Genomic DNA, 23,072 nt, shown 5'->3' with positions numbered 1-23,072 from the left:
CATCCTCGCGGGTGGATACTCCCTCCACGGCAAAATCGCCCGGCAGGGGCCATGCTAGGGGAAATGCCGTACGCAGGATTCGGAAAGGAGCCCGCAAGTGATTGACTGGAAACAGGTGATGGTCCGTTCGAAGCGCGGCAACCCGGCGCCGGACCGGCGTGTCGAGCGCAGCGAGGCGGAATGGCGGGCGCAGCTCAGCCCGGACCAGTTCCGGGTGACCCGGGAGGCGGGGACCGAGCGCCCCTTCAGCTCACAGATGTGCGGGCTGTTCGAACCGGGGATCTACGCCTGCGTGTGCTGCGGCAGCGAGCTGTTCGATGCCTCGCAGAAGTTCGACTCGCACAGCGGCTGGCCGTCCTTCACGGCGCCCCTGAAGGACAACGCCGTGGCCTACCGGCTGGACGAGTCGCACGGGATGATCCGCATCGAGACCGTGTGCAACGTCTGCGATGCGCATCTCGGCCACGTCTTCCCGGATGGCCCGCCGCCTACGGGACTGCGCTTCTGCATCAACGCGGTGTCGTTGGAAAAGGTTCGTAGCGGCTGATTTCGCGGCCGCCGACGGCCGATGTCGCTGGCTCGGCCGGCATCGCAACTGCTCAATGCTCGTAGGTAATGACCACGTTGCGAAGCCGGATCATTTCCCACAGATCGGCCCCGGCGAATACCTGATAGGTATAGGCGTCGTTGTCGATCTCGACCGCTGGCGAGAGTTCGACTAGCTGCTGACGATTCTCAGGGCTGTTCCCGCTGGAGAGGAAGCTTGCGAGCGTGATGAAGCTGCCGTCCGGGTCGTATCGGTTCAGCTGGATGCTAAGGTCGTTGGCGCCGTCATCGTCGTAGTAATTCACCTCCATCGAGATCAGCCTGGCGCCCCGCGGCAGTTCGAGCAGGGCGTTGAACGTGGCCGGACCGCTCCCTCCCGAGATGGAGCTCGCATATTTGATGAACACGTAGTCTGATTGATTCGGATGAAAACTCCGGCTCGAGAGGATCTTCCGCCGGATCTGCGGCGCTTCGGTCGCCAGCACGCCGTTACCATCGGCGACCACCACTCTGGACGACGCTCCGACGTGAGCCAGGGTGTCGATGCGTACATTTCCCCCGGCGACGTGCAGGCGTTCCATGGGCAGATTCACCCCGATGCCGACCCGGTCGCCGTTGAAGCCTACCGACATCACATCCTGGGAGGTATTGCCAAGCACGATGGCGCCCTGGGTATTGGTCCAGAGCCGCGAGGTGCCGCGCCCCCCGCCGCCCAGCGCGACGCCCATCGACAGGCCGACCGTGCCATCGCCGATGTAAAGGTCGCCGCGCCCCTCGCCGACATCCGGCCCGAACTGGCTGGCCGAGCGCACGTGCAGCGCAGCGAGGGGTTCCGGGGCCATGACCCCGACCCGGCCCTCGCCATCGACACTGAGGATCTCGGCGCCGCTGCCGCCGGTGGCGCTGTTGCGCACGCTCCAGCGGTCGTCGGTGACGCTGCCGGCGATCAGGCCCTCGACGGTCCAGAAACGCGACTGGTCGGAGTCGTTGTAGAAGTTCAATCGCGCAGCGTCGCCCGGCTCGCTTTCGGTCAGCGCCGCAGTGGGCGTAGCGGGGGCGCTGTCATGGCGTACGGTGAAGGGAAAAGGCGTCGGAGACGATGGCTGAACGCGGATGCCCTGGCTGGCCTGCAGACGGCCGGTGCCGTCATCCAGGGGCAGCCAGTCGTCATCCTCGCCGGCCGGCAGGCAGCTCACGCTGCCGTTCTGGTCGACCGCGCCGATCGCCTGGCCGGCTGGGCAGGCGGCGGAGATGCGCCGCTGCACCGCCGACGGATCGATATCGGCGGCGCCGATCGAGCCATCGGCGATCTCGCCGCCGGTGACCGCATTGGCCGATATGTACTGGGCATGGATCGCATAGGGCACCGCGGTGATGGCCTGGCGAGGCAGCAGCGTTTCGAACGGATCGGTGCTGCCCTCGGGCCGCAGGCGGACTTCCAGCCAGACCGCCGAACCGCTGAACGGCGCATCACCGAAGTCGAGGGTCGCGACGAACACGCCGCGTTCCACCGCCACGTTGCGCGTCAGCGGGGCACCCAGCGCACTGGGTCCGCTGGGCGCGTTGAACAGCTCGAACTCGAATTCGTACCGGCCCTCGGCTGCGATGCCGTCCACCTCCAGGCTGCCCTGGTAGGTGAAGGCGCTTCCGGCCGAGTCGCCGGCCTGCGCCGGCATGGGCGAGGCGGAGACCAGCAACGCGCCCAGCAGAAGTCGGATCAGCATGTTCATGGCATGTCCTCGAAGGAGTCGCGGAAGACGAGCGGGCCCGATGGGGCGGGTTGCGCGAAGGAGGCGGTGCCGCCTAGCAGGCGAAAACGACCGCCGGTGAGCAGGCCGGCTTCGTACTGGCCCAGCGTCGCCCGGATGCGGTAGCTTTCTGATTGGAACCTGCCGCTTCCGGCGTCGATCGACCCCTGCCGCAGGCCGACCTGGCTGCTGGCGGGCGCCGCGACGAGGAGGAAAAGCATGCAGGCGTGCCTGGTCTTCATCGGTGGTGGTCCGGACAGGGGGGCTCTGACCGGACATACGGAAGACGCCACCGGAGTCTGCCAGGTCGCTGACTGGGCCTATCGCGTTTGGCGCGAAACAGGAGGGGAAGGATGGGCAGCGATGCCGCGCTTACATCGCAGGACGAGATCACCTTGCTGCTCCGGGATGCGGCGGACTCGGGCAGCAAGGAGGCGCTGGGCAGGGTGTTTGAACTGCTGCATGCCGAGCTGAAGATCCTGGCGCGAAGCCGGGTAGGCGGCGGGGGCAGTGCCACCATCTCCCCGACCGTGCTGGTCAACGAGCTGTTCATCAAGTTCACCGAGTGTCGGCAGCTGGCGCTCGCCGGTCGGGTTCATTTCTTCGCTACCGCCGCGCGCGCCATGCGCCAGATCGTCACCGACGCCGCGCGAGCCGCCCTTGCCGGCAAGCGCGGCGGCGAGATGCTGCAGATCACCCTCAGCGAGTCCGATTTTGCCGACGACCAGCGCACCCTGGTCGCCCTCGACGAGGCGCTGGACGATCTTGAACGCATCGATCCCGCGCTGCGCCAGCTGGTCGAGCTGCGCTTCTACGCCGGGCTGTCGATGGCAGAGATCGCCGCGCTGGTCGGGCGCTCCGAGCGCAGCCTGCATCGTGACTGGGAACGGGCCCGGGCACTGCTCAACGCGATGCTGGTCGCATGACCGGGCGCATCCGCATAGAGGACTGGCGCGAGGCGGACCGGCTGTTCGCCGAGCTGCTCGAGCTTCCCCCCGAGTCGCGGGCCCAGCGCCTGCGCGAGCTGTCCACCGGAGAGGGCGTCAGCGAGGCCCTGCGGCGTCTGCTCGCTGGCTCGGAAACGCCCAGCCCGCTTGATTCACCGCCGGGCCTGCAGGCCGCAGAAGCCGTTGAAGAAGGCCAGCTGGCCGGTATGCGGCTGGGTCCCTGGCTGCTTGAGGAGGAGATCGGCCGCGGCGGCATGGCGGTGGTCTATCGGGCCAGCCGCGAAGAGGCCGATTTCCGGCATACCGCGGCGGTCAAGCTGCTGCCGCGGGGCATGACCGGGCGCGAGCGCTTTCTGCAGGAGCAGGCCGTGCTCGCCCGGCTGCAGCATCCGCATATCGCCCGCTTCTACGACGGCGGCGTGGCCGAGGACGGCACGCCCTGGATCGCCATGCAGCTGGTCGAAGGTGCACGGCTGGATGTCCATGCCCGCGATCTGGACCTGCGGGAGAAGGTCCGCCTGCTCCTGCCGGTGATCGACGCGGTCGCCCACGCCCACCGGCATCTGGTGATTCACCGGGACCTGAAGCCCGGCAACGTGCTGGTGGATGCCCACGGCCAGCCGCAGTTGCTCGACTTCGGCATCGCCAAGCTGTTGTCTGAAGAGGCCGATGGACAGAGCACGCGTCTGCTTACGCCGCGATTCGCCGCGCCCGAGCAGCACGCCGGCGAGGCCGTCAGCACGGCCACCGACGTCTATGGTCTGGGCGCGATCCTGCACGCCCTGCTGACCGGGCAGTCGCCGCGCGATGCGCAGGGCCGGCCGCAGGATGTGCTGAGCCGGTGCCCGATCGATCGCGATCTGCGCAATATCGTCGCCAAGGCGCTGCGCGACGAGCCGGGGGCCCGGTATCCCAGTGCCGAGGCACTGGGAGCGGATCTGTTGCGCTGGCTGGAGGGCCGTCCGGTGCAGGCGACTCCCGACTCGCGCGGCTACCGAGTGCGCAAGTGGGTCAGCCGCCACCGCGTGGGGGCCGCGGCCAGCCTCGCCGTGGTTGCAGTGATCGGGGTAGCGGTCGGCGCGGTGCTTGTACAGTCAAGACAGACCCGGTTGCATGCCGAAACGGTTGAGGCGCAGAACGCCATCCTTTCGGAGATCATCGCCTCGCCGCAGGTGGCGCTGCGTGGTCGCTCGGCGCGCGTGGTCGATGTGCTGGAAGACGTGGCGGCGCGGATCGGCGAGCGGCTGCCCGAGCCGAGTCTTGCGCGTGCCGCGCTCTACGCCCAGGTGGCGCGCAGCCTCGATCAGCTGGAGAACGAGGCCCTTGCGCTCGACTACTGGGATCGTGCGCTGGATGACCTGCGCCGTTCGGGCGGCCCAGCTGTCACCGAGCTTCGCTATCTGGAGGGCAGGGTGTCGGCGCTTCTGGGGTCCGGTCAGATCGAAGAGGCGTTGGCGGTCAACGCGGCCGCCGAGCAGCAGGCCCGCGAGAGTCTGCCGGCCGACCACCCACGGCAGGCCCTGGTGGTCGCCGAGCGCCTGCAGATCCTGCCCCGCGCTGCGCCGCAGCAGATCCCCGACCAGCTCAAGCTGGCCGATGCGCGCGCCGCTGAGGTGGTCTGGACGCGCTCGGTGCGCGAGCAGTTCGATTGCGCCGTGCTCAATGCGCGCAATGCGGTGGGCCGATTCGCCGAGGTGATCGCCGGTGCCCCTGACTACCTCTCAGAACCCGAGCCGGCGCGCTCTCCCGATCGCCTCTGCGTCCTGCAGGCGCTACTGGTCGCCCAGACCCGGAGCGGAGACCTTCAGGCGGCCGAGCAGACGTCGAGAACGGCGGTGGCGCTTGCGGTGAGCTGGCTGGGCGAACACGAGGTGACGACTTTTCAGCTGCGGAATGGGCTCGGTAACGTTTTGCAGGAACAGGGCAAGATCGAGGAGGCGATCGCCATCCAGACTGCCCTGATCGAGGCCCGCGACCGGATTCCCGGCCTCGACGAGGCCGAGCGGCTGATGCCGGTCTCCAGCCTCGGCGTTGTCTTGTTGGAAGCCGGCCGATACGAGGAGGCGCGACCGCTGATCGAGGAGTCGTTGGAGGCGAGACAGCGTCTGCTCGGGCCAGGTCACGTCCACAGCCTGATCGACGCCGCCAATCTTTCCGAGCTGCTGATCTGGATCGATCAGCCCGAAGAGGCCCTGGCCCTGGTGACGCGTACCGAGCAGCTCGCCGGTGAATCGATGGGCGAGGGACATCCGATCACGCAGGCCATCCGCGGCATCCGCGGCGGCGCCCTGGTCGGGCTCGACCGGGCCGCAGAGGCTCACGCACTGCTCGATGGCCTCGACGAGCGGATGGCCAAAGTCTTCGGCGAGGACGACGTCAACGTGGTCAACGTGCGCCTGTGGCGCGCGGCGGCCCTGGTCGATTTGGGCCGGCAACAGGAGGCGCGGCCTCTGGTCCAGTCCGGGGTCGAGTGGAGGCGTCGCCATTTCGGCGCAGAGCATCCCAAGACGCGCGCGGCAGAGGCTCTTCAGGCCACGCTTTCCCCGCCGTCACCTGCGCCCTGAGTGGGGCCAAGCGCTCTCCCTGGGCGCAGATGCACAGCGCGGGTGCTGAGAATCAGGCCGGCCGTCGGTTAGGTCGCGGCGCGATCGTGTGTGCGGTATCGAACATAGCGCCGCGCCTGATGGCGCTATCCTGCCTTGGAGCCATCAGGAGCGCCCGGGTGTCGATCAGCGAAGATCCCGTCTGCCGCAACCAGCTCTTGGCCTCGCTGGCCAAGCCGGTGCAGGAGCGGCTGTTTCCCTATCTCGAGAAGGTCGACATGCCGCTCGGAAAGGTGCTCTACGAATCGGGCGCCAAGGTGCGCGTCGTCTATTTCCCGATCGATTGCATCATCTCCTTGCTGTACGTGATGGAGGACGGTGCCTCGGCCGAGATTTCAGTGGTGGGCAACGAAGGGCTGATCGGCATCTCCCTGTTCATGGGTGGGGAGAGCACGCCAAGTCGGGCCATCGTGCAGAGCGCGGGCAGCGCCTACCGGCTCGCGGGCCCAAGGCTGAAGACCGAGTTCGATCGGCACGGTGAACTGCTGGTGCTGATGCTGCGCTACACGCAGGCCCTGATCACCCAGATGGCGCAGACCGCGGTGTGCAATCGCCACCATTCGATCTACCAGCAGCTCTGTCGCTGGCTGTTGCTGTCGCTGGATCGGCTCGATGGCAACAACCTGGTGATGACCCAGGAATTGATTGCCAACATGCTGGGCGTGCGCCGCGAGGGGGTGACCGAGGCCGCCGGCCGGCTGCAGGAGCTGGGCGCCATCGACTACCGGCGCGGTCACATCACGGTGCTTGACCGCCCGCTTCTCGAATCACTCTGTTGCGAGTGCTATCAGGTGGTGCGCAAGGAAACCGATCGCTTGCTGCACTACCTGCCGCAGCGCTCCGTCGACTGAGCGACCGCCCCGCGCTGCCCGGTAGCAGCGCCCGAGCCTCTCCCCGCGGCGCATCCACTGACCTGAACTGAGGCGAGGATCATCCCCGGTGGGTGCGATAGCGAACCGACAGCGGCCGCCTCGCGACTGACTATCGACTGGCCGACCCCTCCCGGCCCCGTCGCTTGCCACGACCCTCTGCGGCGCGGCGGAGATGACGCATCGGCGTCGGCCCTGACCCAATGTCCTGGAGAAGACCATCATGTCCCTGGGCGGTGTCCTCATCGTCACACTCATCCTGCTTCTGGTCATCGTCTTGCCCGGCTGGCGGCATAGCCGTGGCTGGGGCTATCGGCCGGCGGGTCATCTGGGCGTGGTGCTGGCACTGGTCCTCGTGCTGTTCATGGCCGGGCGCCTGTGAACGTGGTCGACTCTGGCCACTTGATCTGGCCCGCTCCTCGGCCGGGCGCATGAGCGCCCTTGAGCGTGTGCCAGCGAACCGCCTTCTGCAGGCGCTTTCCCCCTCTCTGAGGAGCCTGCTACCGCACGACAATCGCCTTGACCTGTGCTTCGGCGAAGTCCTCGCCGAAGCCGGCGCGCCCGTCACCCATGTCTACTTTCCTTTCGAAGGCTGCATTTCCCTGCTCGTTCCGATCAGCCGGCATCCGCCGCTCGAGCTGGGATTGATCGGCTGCGAAGGGGCGTTGGGGGCGACGAGCCTGCTGGACCATGACACGTCACCCTGGCGCGCGGTCGTGCAGGGCGAGGGCAGCGCCTTGAGACTGACGTTGAAACAGTTCCGTGCCCTGCACCGGCGCAGTCCGGGCTGGCAGCGCGTGCTGCGACGCTATGTTTACCTGCAGCTTCAGCAGCAGTCCCGGATCACCGCCTGCTCGCACTACCACCACCTCGTAGCACGGCTCGCACGCTGGCTGCTGATGATCCAGGACCGCACCGCGCGGAGCGAGCTCACCCTGAGCCACAAGTTTCTCGCGGACATGCTTGGTGTCCAGCGCCCGGCGGTCACCCTGGCGGCCGGCCAGCTGCAGCACGCGGGACTGATCCGTTATGCCCGGGGCAGCATCCGCGTGCTGGACCGGGGCCGGCTGCTGGCCCAGGCCTGCAGCTGCTACCAGACGCTGCTGGATGATGATGCGGCGGTGTTCCCTGCACAGGCCAATCGATGAGGTCTCAGCGAATCACCCCGGGGGAACTGCGTAGAGCTCCTCGGAGTTCCAGAGAGATCCAGCCGGAGCCGCAGGCACGGGATAGCCGTCCTTCGACGCCATCAGGACCCTTGTGGTCGGGCAGACACCGCCGAGGAATGCCGGTCGGCAGCCCCGCCGAGGGATGGGTATCGCGATGTTCGCTGGCGTACAGACCTGCGCCGGGTAACGCCGCATGCTGCGGATGGCGCCTGATCCGCAACGCCGACCATCCCGGTCGTGCATCGGACCTGCGTCGAGAGGATCCAGAAATGAACCTATCGATTGGTCGGGTGGCCGTGCTGCTGCTCATCATTCTTCTTGCGGTCATGCTTTCCGCATGCAACACGCTGCGCGGGGTCGGCCGGGATACGGCCGTCGTCGGCGAGAAGATCGAAAAGGAGGCCGATCGTCACATCGATGACGAGAACGACCAGCCGAGATAGCTGGCTGCCCGCGCCAGGGGGATGCTCACGAGTGCTCCGCGGCGCGGGGAATGCCCGCCGGTTGTGGATCACGGCCGACGCCATCGCTCACTCCTCCGCCACACAAAATGGAGAACCACATGTACTCATTCGCGAAATCGCGCTGCGTCTTGCCGCTCAGCCTGCTCACCCTCGCCGTGCTCAGCAGCGCCGCCCTTGCCCAGAACAAACTGGATACGCAGTCGCTCGCGGATCCGGAGATCAGGGTGCTGAGCTGCGCCCAGGTCGACATCGGCTGGAACATCGAGCTGATCCAGCAGTATCCGCACATCGCCGACGCCTGCCACGAAGTGGTCACCAACCAGGGAAAGAAGTGGGCCCGGTTTGAAGCCGACTTCCTTCGCGTGAACCGCGACGGCTCGGTTACCTCCGAGTTCGTCGATAGACGCGGCCGTGCGGTGGGCCGCTACACGCTGATACCGGGCAAGGACCAGCAGGTGACCCTCAACGGGCAGAAGCGTCCGTTCTCGGCCTTGCGGACCAACGAGCGCATCAGCCTCTACGTTCCGGAGGGCGCGGCCGCCCTGTCCAGCGAGCCAGTGGTGGCGCCGGAGCGCTACTCGCAGATCGTGCGCTACGAGCCGGTCGGGCCGACGCCTGCCCCGGTGCAGCTGGCGGCAGCTTCCCCCGCTCGGCAGATCACCCGACTGCCTGACACTGCCGGCCCACTTCCCTGGCTTGCCCTCGGCAGCGGTGCCTTCGCGCTCCTGGCGCTGGGCGTGCGTCGCATGGGCAACTGACTCCGCTTCGCGGGCAGGGCCGGTGCAGGTAAAGCGCGCATCGGCCCTCGCCCTCCGCTCCCTTGGGAGCCTCGGCGTCAACCGGACAGGAGCAAGCCATGAACTGGGATATCGTGAAAGGCAACTGGAAGCAGTTTCAGGGCCAGGTGCGCGCGCAATGGGGAAAGCTGACTGACGATCAGCTCGGCGTCATCGACGGCAGACGGGTCGAACTCGCCGGCAAGATCCAGGAGACCTACGGGATCAGCCGCGAGGAGGCGGAGAAGCAGATCGCAGAGTTCGAGAAGCGACAGGCTGAGAAGAACTAGATCCTCTGCCACTCCGGGAATTCGGCGGCCGCTGATGCTGGGGCCGCCTTTTTGTTGCGGTCGTTCAGCCCGTGCCTCCACCGTGGACGTGTTCAAGGTCTTCCCCGGTGTCCTGTCCCGAGAACAGGTGGCCAGACTCGCTCCGCGCCGCCGGTGCTCTATTTCATCGCCGTTGCCAAAGCGCTGCCGTGCCTCCTGCCCGAGCCTTGCTGCCGACGCCTGGGGCGCGTGTGGCAACGTGTGCTGTGGGCGCGAAGTGCGCCTTCGCCCCGATCTCGCTGTAGGAGCCAGCTTGCTGGCGATAGGCGCCCCGGATGGGACGATCGCCAGCAAGCTGGCTCCTACATTCGGGTTTTTCGGAAGGTCTGCTCGCGCCCGAACCGGCGCTTCCCCAATCGCTGGCGATAGGCGCCCCGGATGGGACGATCGCCAGCAAGCTGGCTCCTACATTCGGGATTTTCGGAAGGTCTGCTTCGCGCCCGAACCGGCGCTTCCCCAATCTCCGCCCTTGACCTGTTCCTGCCGGTCGGTGCGCTGCCAATCGTGGTCAATCGAGCCGCCGGGACGTGGTCGGAGTTGCTGGCCAAGGCGGCCAGCCGGGCTGGCGAAGGTGGTCAGATAGCTGGCGGATTGCACGCTCGGGTTGCCTCGACGCGGCGGGAGGCAGCCTCCTGCCGGTCTGTGAGTAGGCGATCAGTTTCAGATTCGTTGTCCGCGCAACAGGCGGATGGCGATCACGATGATCGCGAAGACCAGAAGAAGGTGAATCAGGCCGCCCATGGAGTAGGACGAGACCAGGCCCAGTGCCCAGAGCACGATCAGGATGATGGCGATGGTTTCAAGCATGGGAGCGCTCCTATCGGCACAAGGGGAGAGCAGGGGGCTGCTCGCGCGCGCCGCGGGGCGCAGCGCGCAGCGGTACCTTGCACGACGTTCGTTCCTCGGTCGGTGCGCTGGCCAACGGAACTCCCCATCGCGTGCCCGCCGGAGCGTCGTCAGCCGGGGGCGACGAGTCGACGGTCAGGCCATTCGATGCCTGCAGTCATCGACGAGTGCGACTGGTTGGTAGATGCCAGCGTGTTCCAGCGCACCGACAGGCGGCTCACACCACATCAGTCTTCGAGGGCAAATGGAGGCTGTGACCACGTGCATTCGCGCTCCGGGTTGGCTGGATCGCAGGCAAAGGGACGGGTGTCCTGTCCCCGAAGCACATCGCAGAGCTCACTCGGTCTGCGTCGTCGATGCGGCATTGCTCGGGTCGCCAGAACGCTGCGGGGCCTGGTTCTCGCGCCTTGCCTCGGCGACGCATCCGCTTCGCGATATCAACAACCTACTTCAGGGACACACCAGGGCAGCGCGGCCGCCACGCTCGCCCCAGTGCTTCTGCATGGTCCTCAAAGGTGTCCACCCGAATGGCTATGAAGCTTCAACGAAAGACTCCCGACAGGCCCCCGGCGCCTATGAGCGCAGCAGGACGGCAAGCCGCTGCGCGGAGCCGCTGGCTGGTGGGGTTTGAGACGGCCTGCTGGCTGATCGCCATGGTCGGGGCGACGCTGTGGCTGTCGGTGTGGCTGCTGGGTAGGGCGGAAAGCGACCGCGGACTCTCTGCCTTCGATGCACAGGTGCAGAGCGCATCCTCTCCGGCAGGCGTCGCCTTGTCGATTCGCGATGCCCACATTCTGCAGATCGAGGGCCTCGCACATTCGCGGCGGGTTCCGGTCGCCCAATCGCCAGCAGTCCGGCCGGATAAAGGGGCGTGGTCCGAGGTCCGCAGGGCGGACTATCTGCCAACCCTTCCGGGTGATGTCAGCGAGGCAGAGGAGATGCCCATCGCTGTCCTGTCGATTGGCGGTGTCGGACTGCGTGTGCCCGTTTTCGCCGATACCAGCGAGCGCAACCTCAACCGTGGCGCCGGCCTGTTCCACGTGTCCGGCGGCGAGGGCAGTCCTCGAAACCACATCATCGCCGCCCATCGCGACGGCTGGTTCCGGAAGCTCCAGCACGTCGACGTCGGCGCGCAGGTCCTGCTGGAAGTCCCCACTGGCAGCCAGCAGCGCTATCGGGTCATCTCGATCGACGTGGTCGATCCGTCGGACCTGTCCGCCCTTGAGCCAACGTCCCGGGAAGCGCTGACACTCGTGACCTGCTATCCCTTCTACTTTGTCGGACCGGCTCCGCGGCGCTTCATCGTGCGAGCCGTTGCAGAGTAATCGGATGCGTTGCGGCGGACGGCACGGACGGGCATCGACGTGGCCTTCTGTTCGCTCCCGCACCGACCCTCGTGGCGCCAGAGCGGACACTCGGTATCAGCGCAGACCTGTCCCGGATGACCTATCTCGGGGCACTCCCAGACAAGGAGATACCAATGAAGCTCGTCCTTCCCCCGGAACCCTGGAACTTCTTCAACACGCCAAGGGACCATGCCGATGTCGAGAAGGCGTCGCGAAGCGAGCGCCCGTCGGGAGCGGGGGCGTTGCCAGGCACGACCTTCATCCGCATGGAAGGTCGCCGTGACCTGTCGCCATCGCGGCGCGGGTCTAGCGCCGCAGCGGCTTCTGCTGCAGAACCGGGCGCCACTGCAGTCGCTGTGGAGTCGGCGCCGGTGATGCAGGCAGCTGCCGGTGACGATGACCTCATGAGCCAGGTGCCACTGCGACTGGACGAGTCGACCCAGGGCAACCATTGGCTCCAGCAGTGCAAGGCGGCCGGTGCGAAGTGGGACAAGCTTGAGGCCTCGGAGCTTCAGGCCCTGGATGGCAGCGAACGTGCGCTGGCCAACCTCATACGTGACCGTTACTCGCTCAGCCGGGCCGAAGCCGAGCACCAGGTGGCATCATTCTTTTGTCCTCGTTTGCCGGCCTCCCGGCGCTGACCACGAGTGCCCGGTTCGCGTTCGTGTTGACCCGCTTTGCGAGGCACGGGCCGCGGCACGGTCCCGTGGGGATCAGCTGGTCCTGGGCCATCGCCTTCGCCCGGCCAGATTCGCCTTGAAGGCCTGTCCGGCTGCCCTGGTGTTCACGCTGGCCCTGGCGGCCTGCGCCACAGGTCCCGCCCAGCTGGCCGCGCCCGCGGGGGGCGAGCGCATCGAGGCAACGGTCAACTTGAGTGAGCGGTCTGAGACGGTGCTCGCGCAGCGCGCCGGACTCGTAGAGCCCGGTCACCTGCCTTTCGAACCCCGGGACGATGGCGAGATCACCGCGGCGCTGAAGTTACGGCTGTCCTCAAGCACGTTGGCGTTTGGCGCGGAGGCCGCTGTCCGAAGCCATGAGGGGCGAGTAACGCTGTTTGGCGCTGCGGAGTCCAGCGAGGCGCGCCACTTCGCCGAGCGTCTCGCTCGCGACACCCGGGGCGTGTTGGCAGTGGACAACCAGCTGGTGGTGCTGCTGACCCGGCGCGGTCGCGGCGCGTCCGATGTGCAGCAGGCGGATGCGGCGGGCCAGCCCCCCGGAGATGACTGGATCACGGGCAGCGTGCTGTCCACGCTGAAGCATTCCCGCAGCGTCGGTGGCGCGGACATCAGGGTGAGCACGCGGGCTGGCGTGGTAATGCTTGCCGGTCGGCTCTCCGGCGCCGCGCGGCGGGATGCAGCGATCGAGTTCGTTCGGAACCTGCGCGGTGTCGAGCGCGTGGATGCGACGGCTCTGGTTGACTGATCGGCAGGCGCGAGCGCGTCCAGATCGTTCCTAGTGTCCTGTCCCGGAAATACATCGCAGAACCCGCTCGGTCTGCGCCGCCGATGCTGCGTCGTTCCGCCGCTGCGCAGCAGCGCGGGCTTTGCCCGCTACGCCTTCGCTGCGCTCGGTCGGCGTCGCCATAGCGCTGCTATGCCTCCTTCTCGCGCCTTGCCTCGACGACGGATCCGCGTCGCGACTTTGCTCACGAAGTTTCGGGTCAGGACACTAGACGCCTCAGCGGCGCTTACCGAACAGCAGCAGGGCGAGCCCCAGTGCACCGGCGATCGCGCCGCCCACCAGATAGGCCATGGTCCCGTCGCTGTAACGGCCGGTGAAGCCTTCGACCAGCTTCTCGCTGACCGACTCGGTGGACTGCAAGCCGAAGTAGAGCAGCACGGCACCTGCCACCAGCAGGACCAGCCCCAGGAGTCGCTGCGTACCCATCGTTGCCCTTCCTTCTGTCTGGAAGCGAGAGTCTAGCGCGGAAAGCGGAGTCGGAGGCCGTCCTGGGCGAGGCTCGATCACGTGCTTTGTGCACGGTGGATTGGAGTTCGACGTCGGTGATTGCTAGCCTGAGGGCTTCTGTCACTCAGGAGAACAGCGAATGGGCATGTTTGTGCTCAGCACGGCCAAGGACGGCTCCTTCCACTTCAGCCTTCACGCGGCCAATGGCGAGATCATCCTCAGCTCGCAGATGTACACCACCAAGGCGGCCGCCTTCGATGGCATCGACTCGGTGCGCGCCAACGCTCCACATGACGAGCGCTTCGAGCGCAAGATCAATGCCGCCGGCCAGCCGATGTTCAACCTCAAGGCCGCCAACCACCAGGTGATCGGCACCAGCCAGGGCTACTCGAGCGAGATCGCCCGCGATATCGGCATCGAATCGGTCAAGCAGAACGCCCCCGGGGCCGGCATCGAGGACGAGGCGATCGGCTAGCCCGGACATTTCACGGGGGCGCGGATGATCGCGATGGACGTGGCGTCGAGCGCAAGGCGCGACGAGCCCAAGTGGTGGGCCCACTTGGGTGAGGAGCAACGCGGCGATCGGCGTCAGGGACAAGCGAGGGCCGCGCCAGCCGTGAATCGCTTCGGTGCAAAGTGTTCAGAGCAGAGCGTCATGGGAATCCGCGACCAGAGGCCAAGTGCGGGAGTTTCATGGCGACCTCGTGAAATATCCGGGCTAGGCAGGTTGTCGGGCAGGTATCCTGCCTGCCCGGCTCTCCGCGCCCGCAGCATCGAGCCCTCCCGCAGTCCGGGGTCGCGGGCCGACCCTGGCCGAGGCGCCGCGCCGCGGTGCGCCCCCGGTATGCACGGCCGGGCGCACCGTCCGCCCGGTTCCCATCGCACACCCTCGCAGCGCGCGGGGCGCGGGACTCAATCGGAGGCGCTCTGGCCCTTTGGATTGAGTGCCAGGAGCGGTGAGCCCTGCCCAACCGACCCGGCGTTCAGCTCAAAGCGCTCTCCGCCGATCCATCGGGGGGTCAGGTTCTCGTAGTAGGGCGAGGCGAAATGACCGGACGGTCCGCCGCTCATCATGAAAACCGAGCGTGACAGGTCAGAGAGGTCGTACACGGCCTGGTAGCTCGAAGTGAACTGCGTATCGGTGAAACGCGGGGCGGAGTCGCCGCTGAGGTGGTTGATGAACAACGATTCCGGACCGCCGGGCACGGCGACGCTGCGGGAGAACCAGCCGTCAAGGAGCGGCCAGCCGGCCAGTCCCTGATGCGGTAGCCGGGTGACCTGCCTGTCTGCAAAGGTCCAGCGGTCGGGATCATCGCCATAGGCCTCGGCCAGCAGCCGCCGCCCTTCGCCCAGGGTCTCGGTAAGCAGCTCGGCGCATTCCTCCTGCCGATCGGGCGTGCCGATGTCGTCACACCATTGCGACTGCCCGCCGAGCAGGGCCGCGCGTAGCGGCGCGAAATTGCCCCGGCGCAGCGATGCGGCGGGCCCGAGCTCATCGTCCAGCACGCGGCGGGCCAGGAGCTCGGCCCAGGTCAGGAAGACCAAAGGCGCGACCTTGCCAGGCTCGAAGCGCGCATCCCAGTCGGCCAGCCGGGCCAGCAGCGCGGCATCCTCCGGGGTGGCGGGCACGGTGCGCAGCAGGGCCGGAAGCAGATCGGCGGCGACCGGCGACAGGGTGTCCGACTGCATCTGCACGAAGCTTTCGCGATCGTGCTCCTGGCTGAGGTCAAGCATTCGATGGATGCGCAGGGCGCGGTCGGGGGCGGCCCACAGGTCGCTGAGATAGAAGGGGTGGTCATCGCCTGCAATGCGCTGGTTGGCGGTGACGATGCGGCCGCTGGGGGGATTCAGCGTCGCAGGGTTGTCTTCAGCCGGACGCCACTCCCAGTCGTTGTCGTCCTCCGGTGCCAGCGCGACCTGCCGCGCATGCGGCTCGACCCGGTCGGGCAGACGGCCCGCGGCGAGATAGGCGATGTTGCCGGCGTCGTCGGCCATGGAGAAGTTGAGCGGCGGCCCGCTGAAATCGCGCAGCGCTTCCCGCGCCGCCAGCACGTCGTTTGCCTGGTTCAGACGCAGCAGTGCCGCGATCGAGGTATCCACTTCGAACGACTGGAAGCGGAACTCTGCTGCCGCGCCCTGCGTACGCGTCACCGGCATCGAGAGCAGGCCGTCGGGCGGGACCACGCCAGTGGGCGTGCGGTCGATCTCCAGCAGCTGATCGTCGGCGAAGCGAACCTTGAGTCGGTGCGTCTCACGCTCGAAGCGTTGCCACGGTTCGGAGGCCGCACGTCGATAGCGCGTCGGATCCTCCGGATGGCGCTCGATCAGGGCGACATCGTTGACATCGATCTGGGCGTTGGTCACCGCCCAGGCCACCCGGCCGTTGTGGCCCACCGCGATCCCGGGGAGTCCGGGCACCGTGGCCCCGGCCAGCGTGCGGTCAGGCAGTTCGATCCGTAGCAGGTACCAGAAATTGGGCATGGTCGCCGGCAGCTGCGGATCATTGGCCAGCAAGGCCTGCCCGCTCGCCGTGTGCTGGCCGGCCAGCAGCCAGCTGTCGGAGAAGCTGCCCTGCTTGACCGTTGCGCTGTCCTGAAGCGCTGACTGGGCGGGATCGAGGATGACCGGAGCCGGCTGCTCGGGGATCGAGAACATGTCCAGCGCTGCCGGATCAGCCGCGTTCGCAGCGACCCGCGCGCGGATCACTTCATTGCCCCAGGAAGACAGCGTGTCGTGCACCTGCTGATAGACCAGGAACACGTCCTCGGCCCGCCATGGCTCGGCATCGACATGCAGCAGGCGCATCTCGGGCGGTGTCCGGAACAGGTCACTGTCGAGCCAGGCATTGACGCCGTCGGCATAGGCCTGGAGCAGTTTGCGCTCCTCGGCGGGAATCACGTCGAAGAGTCGCCGCGCCCGTGGCTCGCCGCCCGTCATCCGCTGCAGTGCGTCGCCGCGCAGCGCCACGCCGCCGAACCACTCACTGAGCCGACCCGCGGCCCGCTGCCGGACCAGTGACAGCTGCCAGAAGCGGTCCTGGGCATGCACGAAACCCTGGGCGAACACTGCATCGCGCAGGCTGCCGGCGCGGATGTGGGGAATGCCCTGGGCGTCGCGGCGAATGGTCACAGATCCTTCAAGGCCGGCGACCTGCTGCTCACCCTCCCACCGCGGAAGGCCCCCATGTGCCTGCCAAGCGATCCACGCAATGTAGAGCGCCGGCACCAGCAGCATCACCACCAGCAGCGCTGCCGCGCGCCGTATCCATGTCCTCATCGGCCTTTCCCCATCAAGTCGAAGCCGGGAGTTTGCTCAGCGCGGCAGGCTGAGGCAAATACGGCACGCTGCACTCGCGTGTGCAGGCGGGTCCGGCCGGGCATCGTGCGACGTGTTTCTGCGGGGCACCCCGATGGAGGCGCGGGGAGGTTCGTGACCCCGCTGTCTGCTGAACCTGTAGTTACGTTGTGCGGCCGGGCTTGATCTGGATCCGCGCGGCGTAGGGCCTGATGGCAGACATGCGCCGCGGGTTCGGGCGCTTGCGCCCTCCCGGCCGGGGACGCGCATTCTGCAGGCAAAAAAAAGCCGGCGGGAAACCCGCCGGCCCTGAAATCGTGGTGGAGCGGAGGAGGATCGAACTCCCGACCTTCGCATTGCGAACGCGACGCTCTCCCAGCTGAGCTACCGCCCCACGATGAACTGATTGTACGGCGGTGCCGGCCTTGCGCGCGTCCCGAAGAGAGCGCCCGACTAGACTCGCGCATCCTGCGCTCTTCAAGTCGGTCCGGCCTGCGGCTCCTGCCTTCGGCGCTTGCGGTCAGATCGGCTGTCGCCGAACTGGATTTCCCGCTCGCCCCAGCTGAGCTGCCGCCCCACGAAGGCGCGAAGTATAGCGGCCGGGCCGGCTGCTGCAAAGCGGCAGGTCCCGTCGCTCGATGCTGAGGGGCATGCCTTCGAAGTCGCGGTCGGAGGGCGGCCGCAGGGGAGGGCAGAGCCCATCCCGGCGCGGGTGCTTTGACGCGGTGGCGGCTGGTCAGGGTGATTTTGGCAAGCACGGAGAGGTCCTTTCCTGCACAACAGCGGGAGGTCCTGGCCCCGCTTGGCGAGCCGGTTCCGACGGGGCGGAGCAGCCGGGCCACTACGGCGACTCGAAGCCGTTGGCGAAGATGTCCGACCCCTGCGGCGGCAGGAGTGCGGCCTCGAGCGCGCCGAGGTCGTAGGGTCCCAGCCGGTCGGGCACCGTGGGCTGATCAATGCCGCGCGGACGTCCGGCATAGTCGAAGGATTCGGCGCCGGGCAGGGCATCGCAGGCGTCCAGCGCGGGGGAGCCGCGAGAAGGTATGAAGCCGGCATCCAGCCTCGGATCGCCGGTGATGATCCGCGCCGGGTCCGGCAGGCCATGGGTGTCGGAAGCCAGCAGGCAGCCCTCGTAGTCGATGCTCCGCGCACCGCTGGCGCGCAGGACGCGGCCGCCGGTATGCCAGAGGATCGAGCCGCCGAGATCGAGCGGCTCGGGAAAATCGTCGAAGACAAAGCGCGCGCTGTTGCCAGTAATCGTGGTGTGGCGGATCCGCGCCTGACGCGCGCTCAGCAGCACTTCGCTGTGCAGGCTGCCGCTCGCTGCTGCGGTGGCGACGTTGCCCTCGACGAGCAGGCCCTCGGCGTCGAGCACCGCGCCGGAGAAGCCGGCGTACACCGCGGCGCCGCCGCGGTTTCCGGAAAAGCGCGTGCGACGGATTTCGATGATTGCCTCGCCGGTGAGGGCGCCACTGGTGATCGCGCCGCCGCCCGATGCGGCGGTCGGTCCGACATTGTTGAAGAACGCCGAGCACCCCTGCAGTCCAAACAGGCTGCACTGATCGGAAGTGGACTCGATCACCACCCGCACATTGTCGAACACGCTGAGTCCGCCGGCCGGGCCGCCGGTGCCTGCCTCGTTGAGATGGAAGACCACGTTTCGCAACAGGTGGTTCACGCGCGTGGCGCTTCGATTGCCAAGATGGGCGCCGCCGCCCGTGTTGCCGATGAAGTAGAACGGGGCGCCGGGCCGACCCCGCAGCAGGACCCGGCCTGCCCCGGTCTCCAGCCCACCGCCCGCGTTGTTGTTGATGCCGGTGAAGGCATTGGCCGCGACCTGCGAGTCCAGCAGGCAGCTGGCACCGGCAAGGTCGATGCCGCCGCCGCGGGCCGCCGAGTTGAAGGACACATCGCCGTCGTCAAGCAGGATGGTGGCGTTGTCGTGGCAGTAGATGCCGCCGCCGCTGTGCACCACGGCGTTGTCGAGCACCCTCGCGCCTTCGATGAGGCTCAGCACCACTCGGGCGGTGGGGCCGTTGCCGAGCAGGTAGATGCCGCCGCCCCGTCCGCTGCGGTTGTCGCTGATCTCGGTCTGCTCTCCGAGCACCACCCGCATCCTTCCGCGCAGTTCCAGCCCGCCGCCCTCGGGGTTGGCGAAGGGCCCGGTCTCGCCGCTGGCGCCGGTCACCTCGACACGCGTGAAGCCGAGGCGCGGGTCGATGGCGTTGTTGCCCTGGAACACCGTGATCGCGGTGCCGTCAGGACCGCCTGCGGCATCGAGAACCGTGCGTCCCGCCCCGGCGCCACTTCCGCACCCCGAATAGCCGCCCTCGATGCTCAGGTCGGCCTGCAGGTTGATCACCACGCCGCTGGGAATGGGGATCGTGCCCTGCCTGAGCAGCAGTCGATCCGGGCCGCTGGCGTCGCCGGCAACGAAGTTGATCGCGCTCTGCAGATCGGTGAACGTGCACCCGGGACCGACGCTGGCCTCCCGGGCCAGGGCGGGGTTGAGGATCAGCAGGCTGGTGAGCAGTACTAGGCGTCGCATGGCAGGCTCGGCAACGTGGGGCGTCACCCCTGCATACGGGATTCCACAGCCGGCTCTGCCAGTGTTCGCCCCGGCGGCGCGTTGGGGCCGTGGGCCGGCGCGTACCCGCAACGACGCCGGCGACCGCGGCGCTGCGCTTCGCCCGCCGCACCCAATGCGCGAGACGGGCGGAAGGAAGACGTTCATAGGGTGCGGCTGGCCGCACCGTGCGTAGCGTCCGAACGTCCGTATAGGTGCGCCGAGGCACACCCTCTGAGGATTCGCCGACGCGCAACGAAGCCCGACTGAGAAGGAGCGCCCTTGGGTGCGACCGCAGAGCTACCGATTCACCACAGACCGCGGTCAGACCGGAACTCCGCGGTCGCGCCCAAGGGCACTCCCACAGTTTGGCTGCGGCAAGGTCTACTTGGCGGCGCAGACCGGGCCTGGCAACGCCGTTGCACGTAGGAGCCAGCTTGCTGGCGGTAGGCGCCCCGGAAGGGACGATCGCCAGCAAGCTGGCGCCTACATTCGGGTTTTGCGGTACGTCTGCCTTGCGCCCGAAACGGACCCGGCGACGCTCAGGTCATGCGTTCCGGCTGCAGGGCCTCGATATCGCTTTCGCTCAACCGCAGCGGCGTGGCGGGCTTGCAGAGGGCTTCCAGCTGGGCCAGGAAGTCCCGGCGTGGGATCGGGGCGAAGCCGAGGGTCGCGAGGTGTCCGGACTCGACCTGGCCGTCAAGCAGCTCGACGCCCTGTTCCGTCAGGGCCCGGCAGAGCGCGGCGATGGCGAGCTTGGAAGTGCCGCTGCGGCGGCTGAACATGCTCTCGCCGAAGAAGGCGCGGCCGATGCCGACGCCGTAGATACCGCCGACCAGTTCCTCGCCCTCGCGTACCTCGACGCTGTGGGCCCAGCCGAGTCGATGCAGCTCGACATAGGCGGCGGTCATCTCGGGCGTGATCCAGGTGCCGCCCTGGCCGGGGCGGGGCAGGGCGGCGCAGTGGTGGATGACGGCGGCGAAATCGCGATTGATCGAGACCGTCCACGGGCAGGCGCGCAGACTGCGCCGGAAGCGCCGCGACAGGTGCAGGGCCGTTGGCCTGACCACCATGCGCGGATCAGGGCTCCACCAGAGGATCGGCTCGCCGGCCGAGTACCAGGGAAAGATCCCCGAGGCATAGGCGCGCACCAGCCTCCCGGGGCTGAGGTCACCGCCGAAGGCGAGAAGGCCGTTGGGCTCGCGCAGGGCGTGCTGTGGCGGAGGAAAGGGCGCGTCCGTCGCCTCGCCGAGCAGGGGCAGGCGGATCATTCCGGGGCGGCGCCTTCGCGGTAGGGGCTGTGGCGCATTAGATCCTCGCGGTAGGCGTGCTGCCAGTGTGCTTCCTGGGCGAGGGATTCGGCCACCGCGGCGCGAAAGCGCGGATCGCGCAGGTAGTGCGCCGAGCGGGTCTGCACCGGCAGGAAGCCGCGGGCCAGCTTGTGCTCGCCCTGCGCGCCGGGCTCGAACAGGCCGATCCCGCGCTCGAGGCAGAACTCGATGCCCTGGTAGTAGCAAAGCTCGAAGTGCAGGCCGGGCCAGTCCTCGTGGCAACCCCAGTAGCGGCCGTACAGCGTATCGGCGTCGAACAGGAACATCGCACCGGCGATGCAGCGCCCCTCGCGATAGGCCAAGGCCAGCATCACCCGCTCCGGCAGCTGCGACTGAAGCTGGTCGAAGAAGGCGGGCGTCAGCGCCGGGAAGTTTCCCTTGCGATCGAAGGTGTCGAGGTAAAAGCCATGCATTGCCTGCATCGAGGCCGCGTCGATGGCCGGGCCGGTCAGCCGCTCAATGTGGATGCCGACCCGCGCGACCTGCCGGCGCTCCTGCAGGATGTTCTTGCGCTTCTTGCTGGTCAGCGCGGCGAGGAAGTCGTCGAAGCCCTGCCAGCCGGGATTACGCCAGTGGAATTGCCAGTCGAAGCGCGGCAGCCAATGCGGGTCGTCGATGGGTTCGCGGTGGAAGTTGATATGCGCCGAGGACAGGCCCATTCGGTCGACCTGCATACGCAGGGCGTCGAGCAGCGCCCTGCGCATCTCGGGATCGCCACCGTCGAGCAGGCGCGGTCCGGTGACCGGGGAGTAGGGCACGGCTACCAGCAGCTTGGGATAGTAGGAAAGGCCGACCCGCTCATAGGCCTGGGCCCAGCCATGGTCGAAGACGAACTCGCCGTGCGAGTTGCCCTTGAGATAGCAGGGCGCCGCGGCGCGCAGGCCACCGTTCTCTTCGAGCAGAAGGTGGGCAGGACGCCAGCCGTGTCGCGGCTGCAGGCAGCCGCTGCGCTCCATGGCCTGCAGCAGCGGCCAGTCGAGAAAGGCGCTGGGACTGCCGAGCAGGCGCTGCCATTCGGCAGGGTCGACCTTGTCGAGCGAGTCGACGAGACGGGCGGCGAGAGTCACGCCGGGCGGCCGCGACGGAGCCGGGCTGAACGGATCGCCAGCAAGCTGGCTCCTACAGGCGTCGAGCGATGTAGGAGCCAGCTTGCTGGCGATCGAACGAAACGTTCATAGACCGACCACGAATCAATCGCCCGTCGGCGGTCGGCCGTCATCCCCGCGCGGGCGGGGATCCGGGCTTGGCAAAGTGTCGACCGGGCAACCATTGGGCTCCCGCTTACGCGGGAATATGGGCGTTTCAGCGGCCGGTTCGGGAATCGCCTAGTGCCCGGCCTCGACATCGAGGAATTTCTCGGCATCCAGCGCGGCCATGCAGCCGAAGCCGGCCGAGGTGATCGCCTGGCGGTAGACCTGGTCGGCGACGTCACCCGCGGCGAAGACGCCCGGGACCGAGGTCGCGGTGGCCATGCCCTCGAGGCCGCTGCGGATGGCGATGTAGCCATTGCGCATGTCCAGCTGGCCCTCGAACAACGAGGTGTTCGGGGTATGGCCGATGGCCACGAAGAAGCCCTGCAGTGCGATGTCGCGGCTCGAGTCATCCTGCAGCGATTTCACCCGCATGCCGGTGACGCCGCTGTCGTCGCCCAGTACCTCCTCGACCGTGTGGTTCCAGACCAGCTCGATCTTGCCGCTCTCGGCCTTGGCGAACAGCTTGTCCTGCATGATCTTCTCTGCGCGTAGCCGATCGCGGCGATGGACCAGATAAACCTTGCGGGCGATGTTCGACAGGTACAGCGCTTCCTCGACCGCGGTGTTGCCGCCGCCGATGACTGCAACGTCCTGATCACGGAAGAAGAAGCCGTCGCAGGTGGCGCAGGCCGAGACGCCCTTGCCCATGAAGGTCTGCTCGGAGGGCAGGCCGAGATACTTGGCGGTGGCGCCGGTCGAGATGATCAGCGCGTCGCAGGTGTATTCGCCGTTGTCACCCTTCAGCCGGAACGGCCGCTTGGACAGGTCGGCCGAGTGGATGTGATCGAAGATGATCTCGGTCTCGAAGCGCTCGGCATGCGCCTGCATGCGAGCCATCAGATCCGGGCCCATCAGCCCGTGCGCATCGCCCGGCCAGTTGTCGACCTCGGTGGTGGTCATCAGCTGACCGCCCTGCTGCAGGCCGGTGACCAGCACCGGCTTGAGGTTGGCGCGGGCGGCGTAGACCGCCGCCGCGTAGCCGGCAGGTCCCGAACCGAGGATCAGCAGGCGGCAGTGCTTGGGTGTGCTCATGTAGGATTCCAACGTCCCTGTGGGTGCCGGTCGGCAAGAGTGACA

Annotated in this window: 22 protein-coding genes and 1 tRNA gene; 13 read left to right on the top strand and 10 right to left on the bottom strand. The window is 67.6% G+C overall.

Annotated elements, in window-relative coordinates; genetic code table 11:
• Window positions 1-97: 97 nt before the first annotated feature.
• The gene (msrB, locus tag M0G41_RS05210; RefSeq protein ID WP_248206065.1) at window positions 98-547 is read left to right on the top strand and encodes a peptide-methionine (R)-S-oxide reductase MsrB; all 450 of its coding nucleotides are present in this window, start codon (window positions 98-100) and stop codon (window positions 545-547) included.
• Between the two features lie 52 nt (window positions 548-599).
• Here msrB and M0G41_RS05205 read toward each other — a convergent pair whose 3' ends face one another.
• A complete protein-coding gene (locus M0G41_RS05205; RefSeq protein ID WP_248206062.1) occupies window positions 600-2,276 on the bottom strand; it encodes a hypothetical protein in 1,677 nt (558 codons plus the stop codon).
• The gene (locus tag M0G41_RS05200; protein WP_248206058.1) at window positions 2,273-2,515 is read right to left on the bottom strand and encodes a hypothetical protein; all 243 of its coding nucleotides are present in this window, start codon (window positions 2,513-2,515) and stop codon (window positions 2,273-2,275) included. The genes M0G41_RS05205 and M0G41_RS05200 overlap by 4 nt, the downstream gene beginning before the upstream one ends.
• 132 nt (window positions 2,516-2,647) lie before the next feature.
• Between M0G41_RS05200 and M0G41_RS05195 the strand changes: the two genes are divergently transcribed.
• The 8 genes from M0G41_RS05195 (at window position 2,648) to M0G41_RS05160 (ending at window position 9,412) form a co-directional block, all read left to right on the top strand.
• On the top strand, window positions 2,648-3,220 hold the full coding sequence (locus M0G41_RS05195; RefSeq protein ID WP_248206056.1) for an ECF-type sigma factor: 573 nt from the start codon (window positions 2,648-2,650) through the stop codon (window positions 3,218-3,220).
• Entirely contained in the window at window positions 3,217-5,805 is a 2,589-nt protein-coding gene (locus M0G41_RS05190) for a serine/threonine-protein kinase (RefSeq protein WP_248206052.1), read from the top strand. The genes M0G41_RS05195 and M0G41_RS05190 overlap by 4 nt, the downstream gene beginning before the upstream one ends.
• Window positions 5,806-5,963: 158 nt before the next feature.
• Complete coding sequence (locus tag M0G41_RS05185; protein ID WP_248206048.1) at window positions 5,964-6,695, top strand: Crp/Fnr family transcriptional regulator; 732 nt, start codon at window positions 5,964-5,966, stop codon at window positions 6,693-6,695.
• A gap of 241 nt (window positions 6,696-6,936) precedes the next feature.
• A complete protein-coding gene (locus M0G41_RS05180; RefSeq protein WP_248206044.1) occupies window positions 6,937-7,095 on the top strand; it encodes a DUF3309 family protein in 159 nt (52 codons plus the stop codon).
• Between the two features lie 49 nt (window positions 7,096-7,144).
• The gene (locus M0G41_RS05175) at window positions 7,145-7,861 is read left to right on the top strand and encodes a Crp/Fnr family transcriptional regulator (RefSeq protein ID WP_248206041.1); all 717 of its coding nucleotides are present in this window, start codon (window positions 7,145-7,147) and stop codon (window positions 7,859-7,861) included.
• 290 nt (window positions 7,862-8,151) lie between these two features.
• Window positions 8,152-8,325 (top strand): hypothetical protein, encoded by a 174-nt coding sequence (locus M0G41_RS05170; RefSeq protein ID WP_248206039.1) that lies wholly within the window; start codon window positions 8,152-8,154, stop codon window positions 8,323-8,325.
• A gap of 119 nt (window positions 8,326-8,444) precedes the next feature.
• Entirely contained in the window at window positions 8,445-9,104 is a 660-nt protein-coding gene (locus M0G41_RS05165; RefSeq protein WP_248206036.1) for a hypothetical protein, read from the top strand.
• 98 nt (window positions 9,105-9,202) lie between these two features.
• Entirely contained in the window at window positions 9,203-9,412 is a 210-nt protein-coding gene (locus M0G41_RS05160) for a CsbD family protein (protein WP_248206033.1), read from the top strand.
• Window positions 9,413-10,111: 699 nt separating this feature from the next.
• On the opposite strand, the gene M0G41_RS05155 is transcribed toward M0G41_RS05160, so the two are convergent.
• A complete protein-coding gene (locus M0G41_RS05155; protein WP_248206031.1) occupies window positions 10,112-10,258 on the bottom strand; it encodes a lmo0937 family membrane protein in 147 nt (48 codons plus the stop codon).
• A gap of 614 nt (window positions 10,259-10,872) precedes the next feature.
• Here M0G41_RS05155 and M0G41_RS05150 point away from each other — a divergent pair.
• From M0G41_RS05150 to M0G41_RS05140, 3 genes are all read left to right on the top strand, one after another.
• Window positions 10,873-11,622: a class D sortase gene (locus M0G41_RS05150; RefSeq protein WP_248206029.1), complete on the top strand. Its 750-nt coding sequence runs from the start codon at window positions 10,873-10,875 to the stop codon at window positions 11,620-11,622.
• A gap of 425 nt (window positions 11,623-12,047) precedes the next feature.
• Window positions 12,048-12,284 carry a hypothetical protein gene (locus M0G41_RS05145; protein WP_248206026.1) on the top strand — a complete coding sequence of 79 codons (237 nt, stop codon included), beginning with the start codon at window positions 12,048-12,050 and terminating at the stop codon, window positions 12,282-12,284.
• 139 nt (window positions 12,285-12,423) lie between these two features.
• Complete coding sequence (locus M0G41_RS05140; RefSeq protein WP_248206024.1) at window positions 12,424-13,065, top strand: BON domain-containing protein; 642 nt, start codon at window positions 12,424-12,426, stop codon at window positions 13,063-13,065.
• A gap of 255 nt (window positions 13,066-13,320) precedes the next feature.
• Here the strand turns inward: M0G41_RS05140 and M0G41_RS05135 are convergent, their stop codons facing one another.
• Window positions 13,321-13,530 carry a DUF3185 family protein gene (locus tag M0G41_RS05135; RefSeq protein WP_248206021.1) on the bottom strand — a complete coding sequence of 70 codons (210 nt, stop codon included), beginning with the start codon at window positions 13,528-13,530 and terminating at the stop codon, window positions 13,321-13,323.
• A 160-nt stretch (window positions 13,531-13,690) separates the two neighbouring features.
• On the opposite strand from M0G41_RS05135, the gene M0G41_RS05130 reads away from it, so the two are divergent.
• Entirely contained in the window at window positions 13,691-14,026 is a 336-nt protein-coding gene (locus tag M0G41_RS05130) for a YegP family protein (protein WP_248206016.1), read from the top strand.
• 437 nt (window positions 14,027-14,463) lie between these two features.
• On the opposite strand, the gene M0G41_RS05125 is transcribed toward M0G41_RS05130, so the two are convergent.
• From M0G41_RS05125 to trxB, 6 genes are all read right to left on the bottom strand, one after another.
• Complete coding sequence (locus M0G41_RS05125; RefSeq protein ID WP_248206011.1) at window positions 14,464-16,827, bottom strand: penicillin acylase family protein; 2,364 nt, start codon at window positions 16,825-16,827, stop codon at window positions 14,464-14,466.
• Between the two features lie 336 nt (window positions 16,828-17,163).
• Window positions 17,164-17,239 (bottom strand) — tRNA-Ala (locus M0G41_RS05120).
• A 447-nt stretch (window positions 17,240-17,686) separates the two neighbouring features.
• Window positions 17,687-19,393 (bottom strand): hypothetical protein, encoded by a 1,707-nt coding sequence (locus tag M0G41_RS05115; protein ID WP_248206008.1) that lies wholly within the window; start codon window positions 19,391-19,393, stop codon window positions 17,687-17,689.
• 560 nt (window positions 19,394-19,953) lie between these two features.
• The gene (gene aat / locus M0G41_RS05110) at window positions 19,954-20,682 is read right to left on the bottom strand and encodes a leucyl/phenylalanyl-tRNA--protein transferase (protein WP_248206006.1); all 729 of its coding nucleotides are present in this window, start codon (window positions 20,680-20,682) and stop codon (window positions 19,954-19,956) included.
• On the bottom strand, window positions 20,679-21,809 hold the full coding sequence (locus M0G41_RS05105; RefSeq protein ID WP_248206002.1) for a GNAT family N-acetyltransferase: 1,131 nt from the start codon (window positions 21,807-21,809) through the stop codon (window positions 20,679-20,681). Before M0G41_RS05105 ends, aat begins: the two co-directional genes overlap by 4 nt.
• Window positions 21,810-22,067: 258 nt before the next feature.
• Window positions 22,068-23,027: a thioredoxin-disulfide reductase gene (gene trxB, locus M0G41_RS05100; RefSeq protein ID WP_248206000.1), complete on the bottom strand. Its 960-nt coding sequence runs from the start codon at window positions 23,025-23,027 to the stop codon at window positions 22,068-22,070.
• Window positions 23,028-23,072: the final 45 nt, after the last annotated feature.

The sequence above is a fragment of the Pseudomarimonas salicorniae genome (genome assembly GCF_023156535.1).
Classification (GTDB): domain Bacteria; phylum Pseudomonadota; class Gammaproteobacteria; order Xanthomonadales; family Xanthomonadaceae; genus Pseudomarimonas; species Pseudomarimonas salicorniae.
This window is presented reverse-complemented; position numbering and strand designations above follow the sequence as displayed.

Coding starts and splice junctions, on each gene's coding strand:
- M0G41_RS05205 (WP_248206062.1), bottom strand. CDS start 2,276: ATGAACATGCTGATCCGACTTCTGCTGGGCGCGTTGCTGGTCTCCGCC.
- M0G41_RS05200 (WP_248206058.1), bottom strand. CDS start 2,515: ATGCTTTTCCTCCTCGTCGCGGCGCCCGCCAGCAGCCAGGTCGGCCTG.
- M0G41_RS05195 (WP_248206056.1), top strand. CDS start 2,648: ATGGGCAGCGATGCCGCGCTTACATCGCAGGACGAGATCACCTTGCTG.
- M0G41_RS05190 (WP_248206052.1), top strand. CDS start 3,217: ATGACCGGGCGCATCCGCATAGAGGACTGGCGCGAGGCGGACCGGCTG.
- M0G41_RS05180 (WP_248206044.1), top strand. CDS start 6,937: ATGTCCCTGGGCGGTGTCCTCATCGTCACACTCATCCTGCTTCTGGTC.
- M0G41_RS05175 (WP_248206041.1), top strand. CDS start 7,145: ATGAGCGCCCTTGAGCGTGTGCCAGCGAACCGCCTTCTGCAGGCGCTT.
- M0G41_RS05170 (WP_248206039.1), top strand. CDS start 8,152: ATGAACCTATCGATTGGTCGGGTGGCCGTGCTGCTGCTCATCATTCTT.
- M0G41_RS05165 (WP_248206036.1), top strand. CDS start 8,445: ATGTACTCATTCGCGAAATCGCGCTGCGTCTTGCCGCTCAGCCTGCTC.
- M0G41_RS05160 (WP_248206033.1), top strand. CDS start 9,203: ATGAACTGGGATATCGTGAAAGGCAACTGGAAGCAGTTTCAGGGCCAG.
- M0G41_RS05155 (WP_248206031.1), bottom strand. CDS start 10,258: ATGCTTGAAACCATCGCCATCATCCTGATCGTGCTCTGGGCACTGGGC.
- M0G41_RS05150 (WP_248206029.1), top strand. CDS start 10,873: ATGAGCGCAGCAGGACGGCAAGCCGCTGCGCGGAGCCGCTGGCTGGTG.
- M0G41_RS05145 (WP_248206026.1), top strand. CDS start 12,048: ATGAGCCAGGTGCCACTGCGACTGGACGAGTCGACCCAGGGCAACCAT.
- M0G41_RS05135 (WP_248206021.1), bottom strand. CDS start 13,530: ATGGGTACGCAGCGACTCCTGGGGCTGGTCCTGCTGGTGGCAGGTGCC.
- M0G41_RS05130 (WP_248206016.1), top strand. CDS start 13,691: ATGGGCATGTTTGTGCTCAGCACGGCCAAGGACGGCTCCTTCCACTTC.
- M0G41_RS05125 (WP_248206011.1), bottom strand. CDS start 16,827: ATGAGGACATGGATACGGCGCGCGGCAGCGCTGCTGGTGGTGATGCTG.
- M0G41_RS05115 (WP_248206008.1), bottom strand. CDS start 19,393: ATGCGACGCCTAGTACTGCTCACCAGCCTGCTGATCCTCAACCCCGCC.
- aat (WP_248206006.1), bottom strand. CDS start 20,682: ATGATCCGCCTGCCCCTGCTCGGCGAGGCGACGGACGCGCCCTTTCCT.
- trxB (WP_248206000.1), bottom strand. CDS start 23,027: ATGAGCACACCCAAGCACTGCCGCCTGCTGATCCTCGGTTCGGGACCT.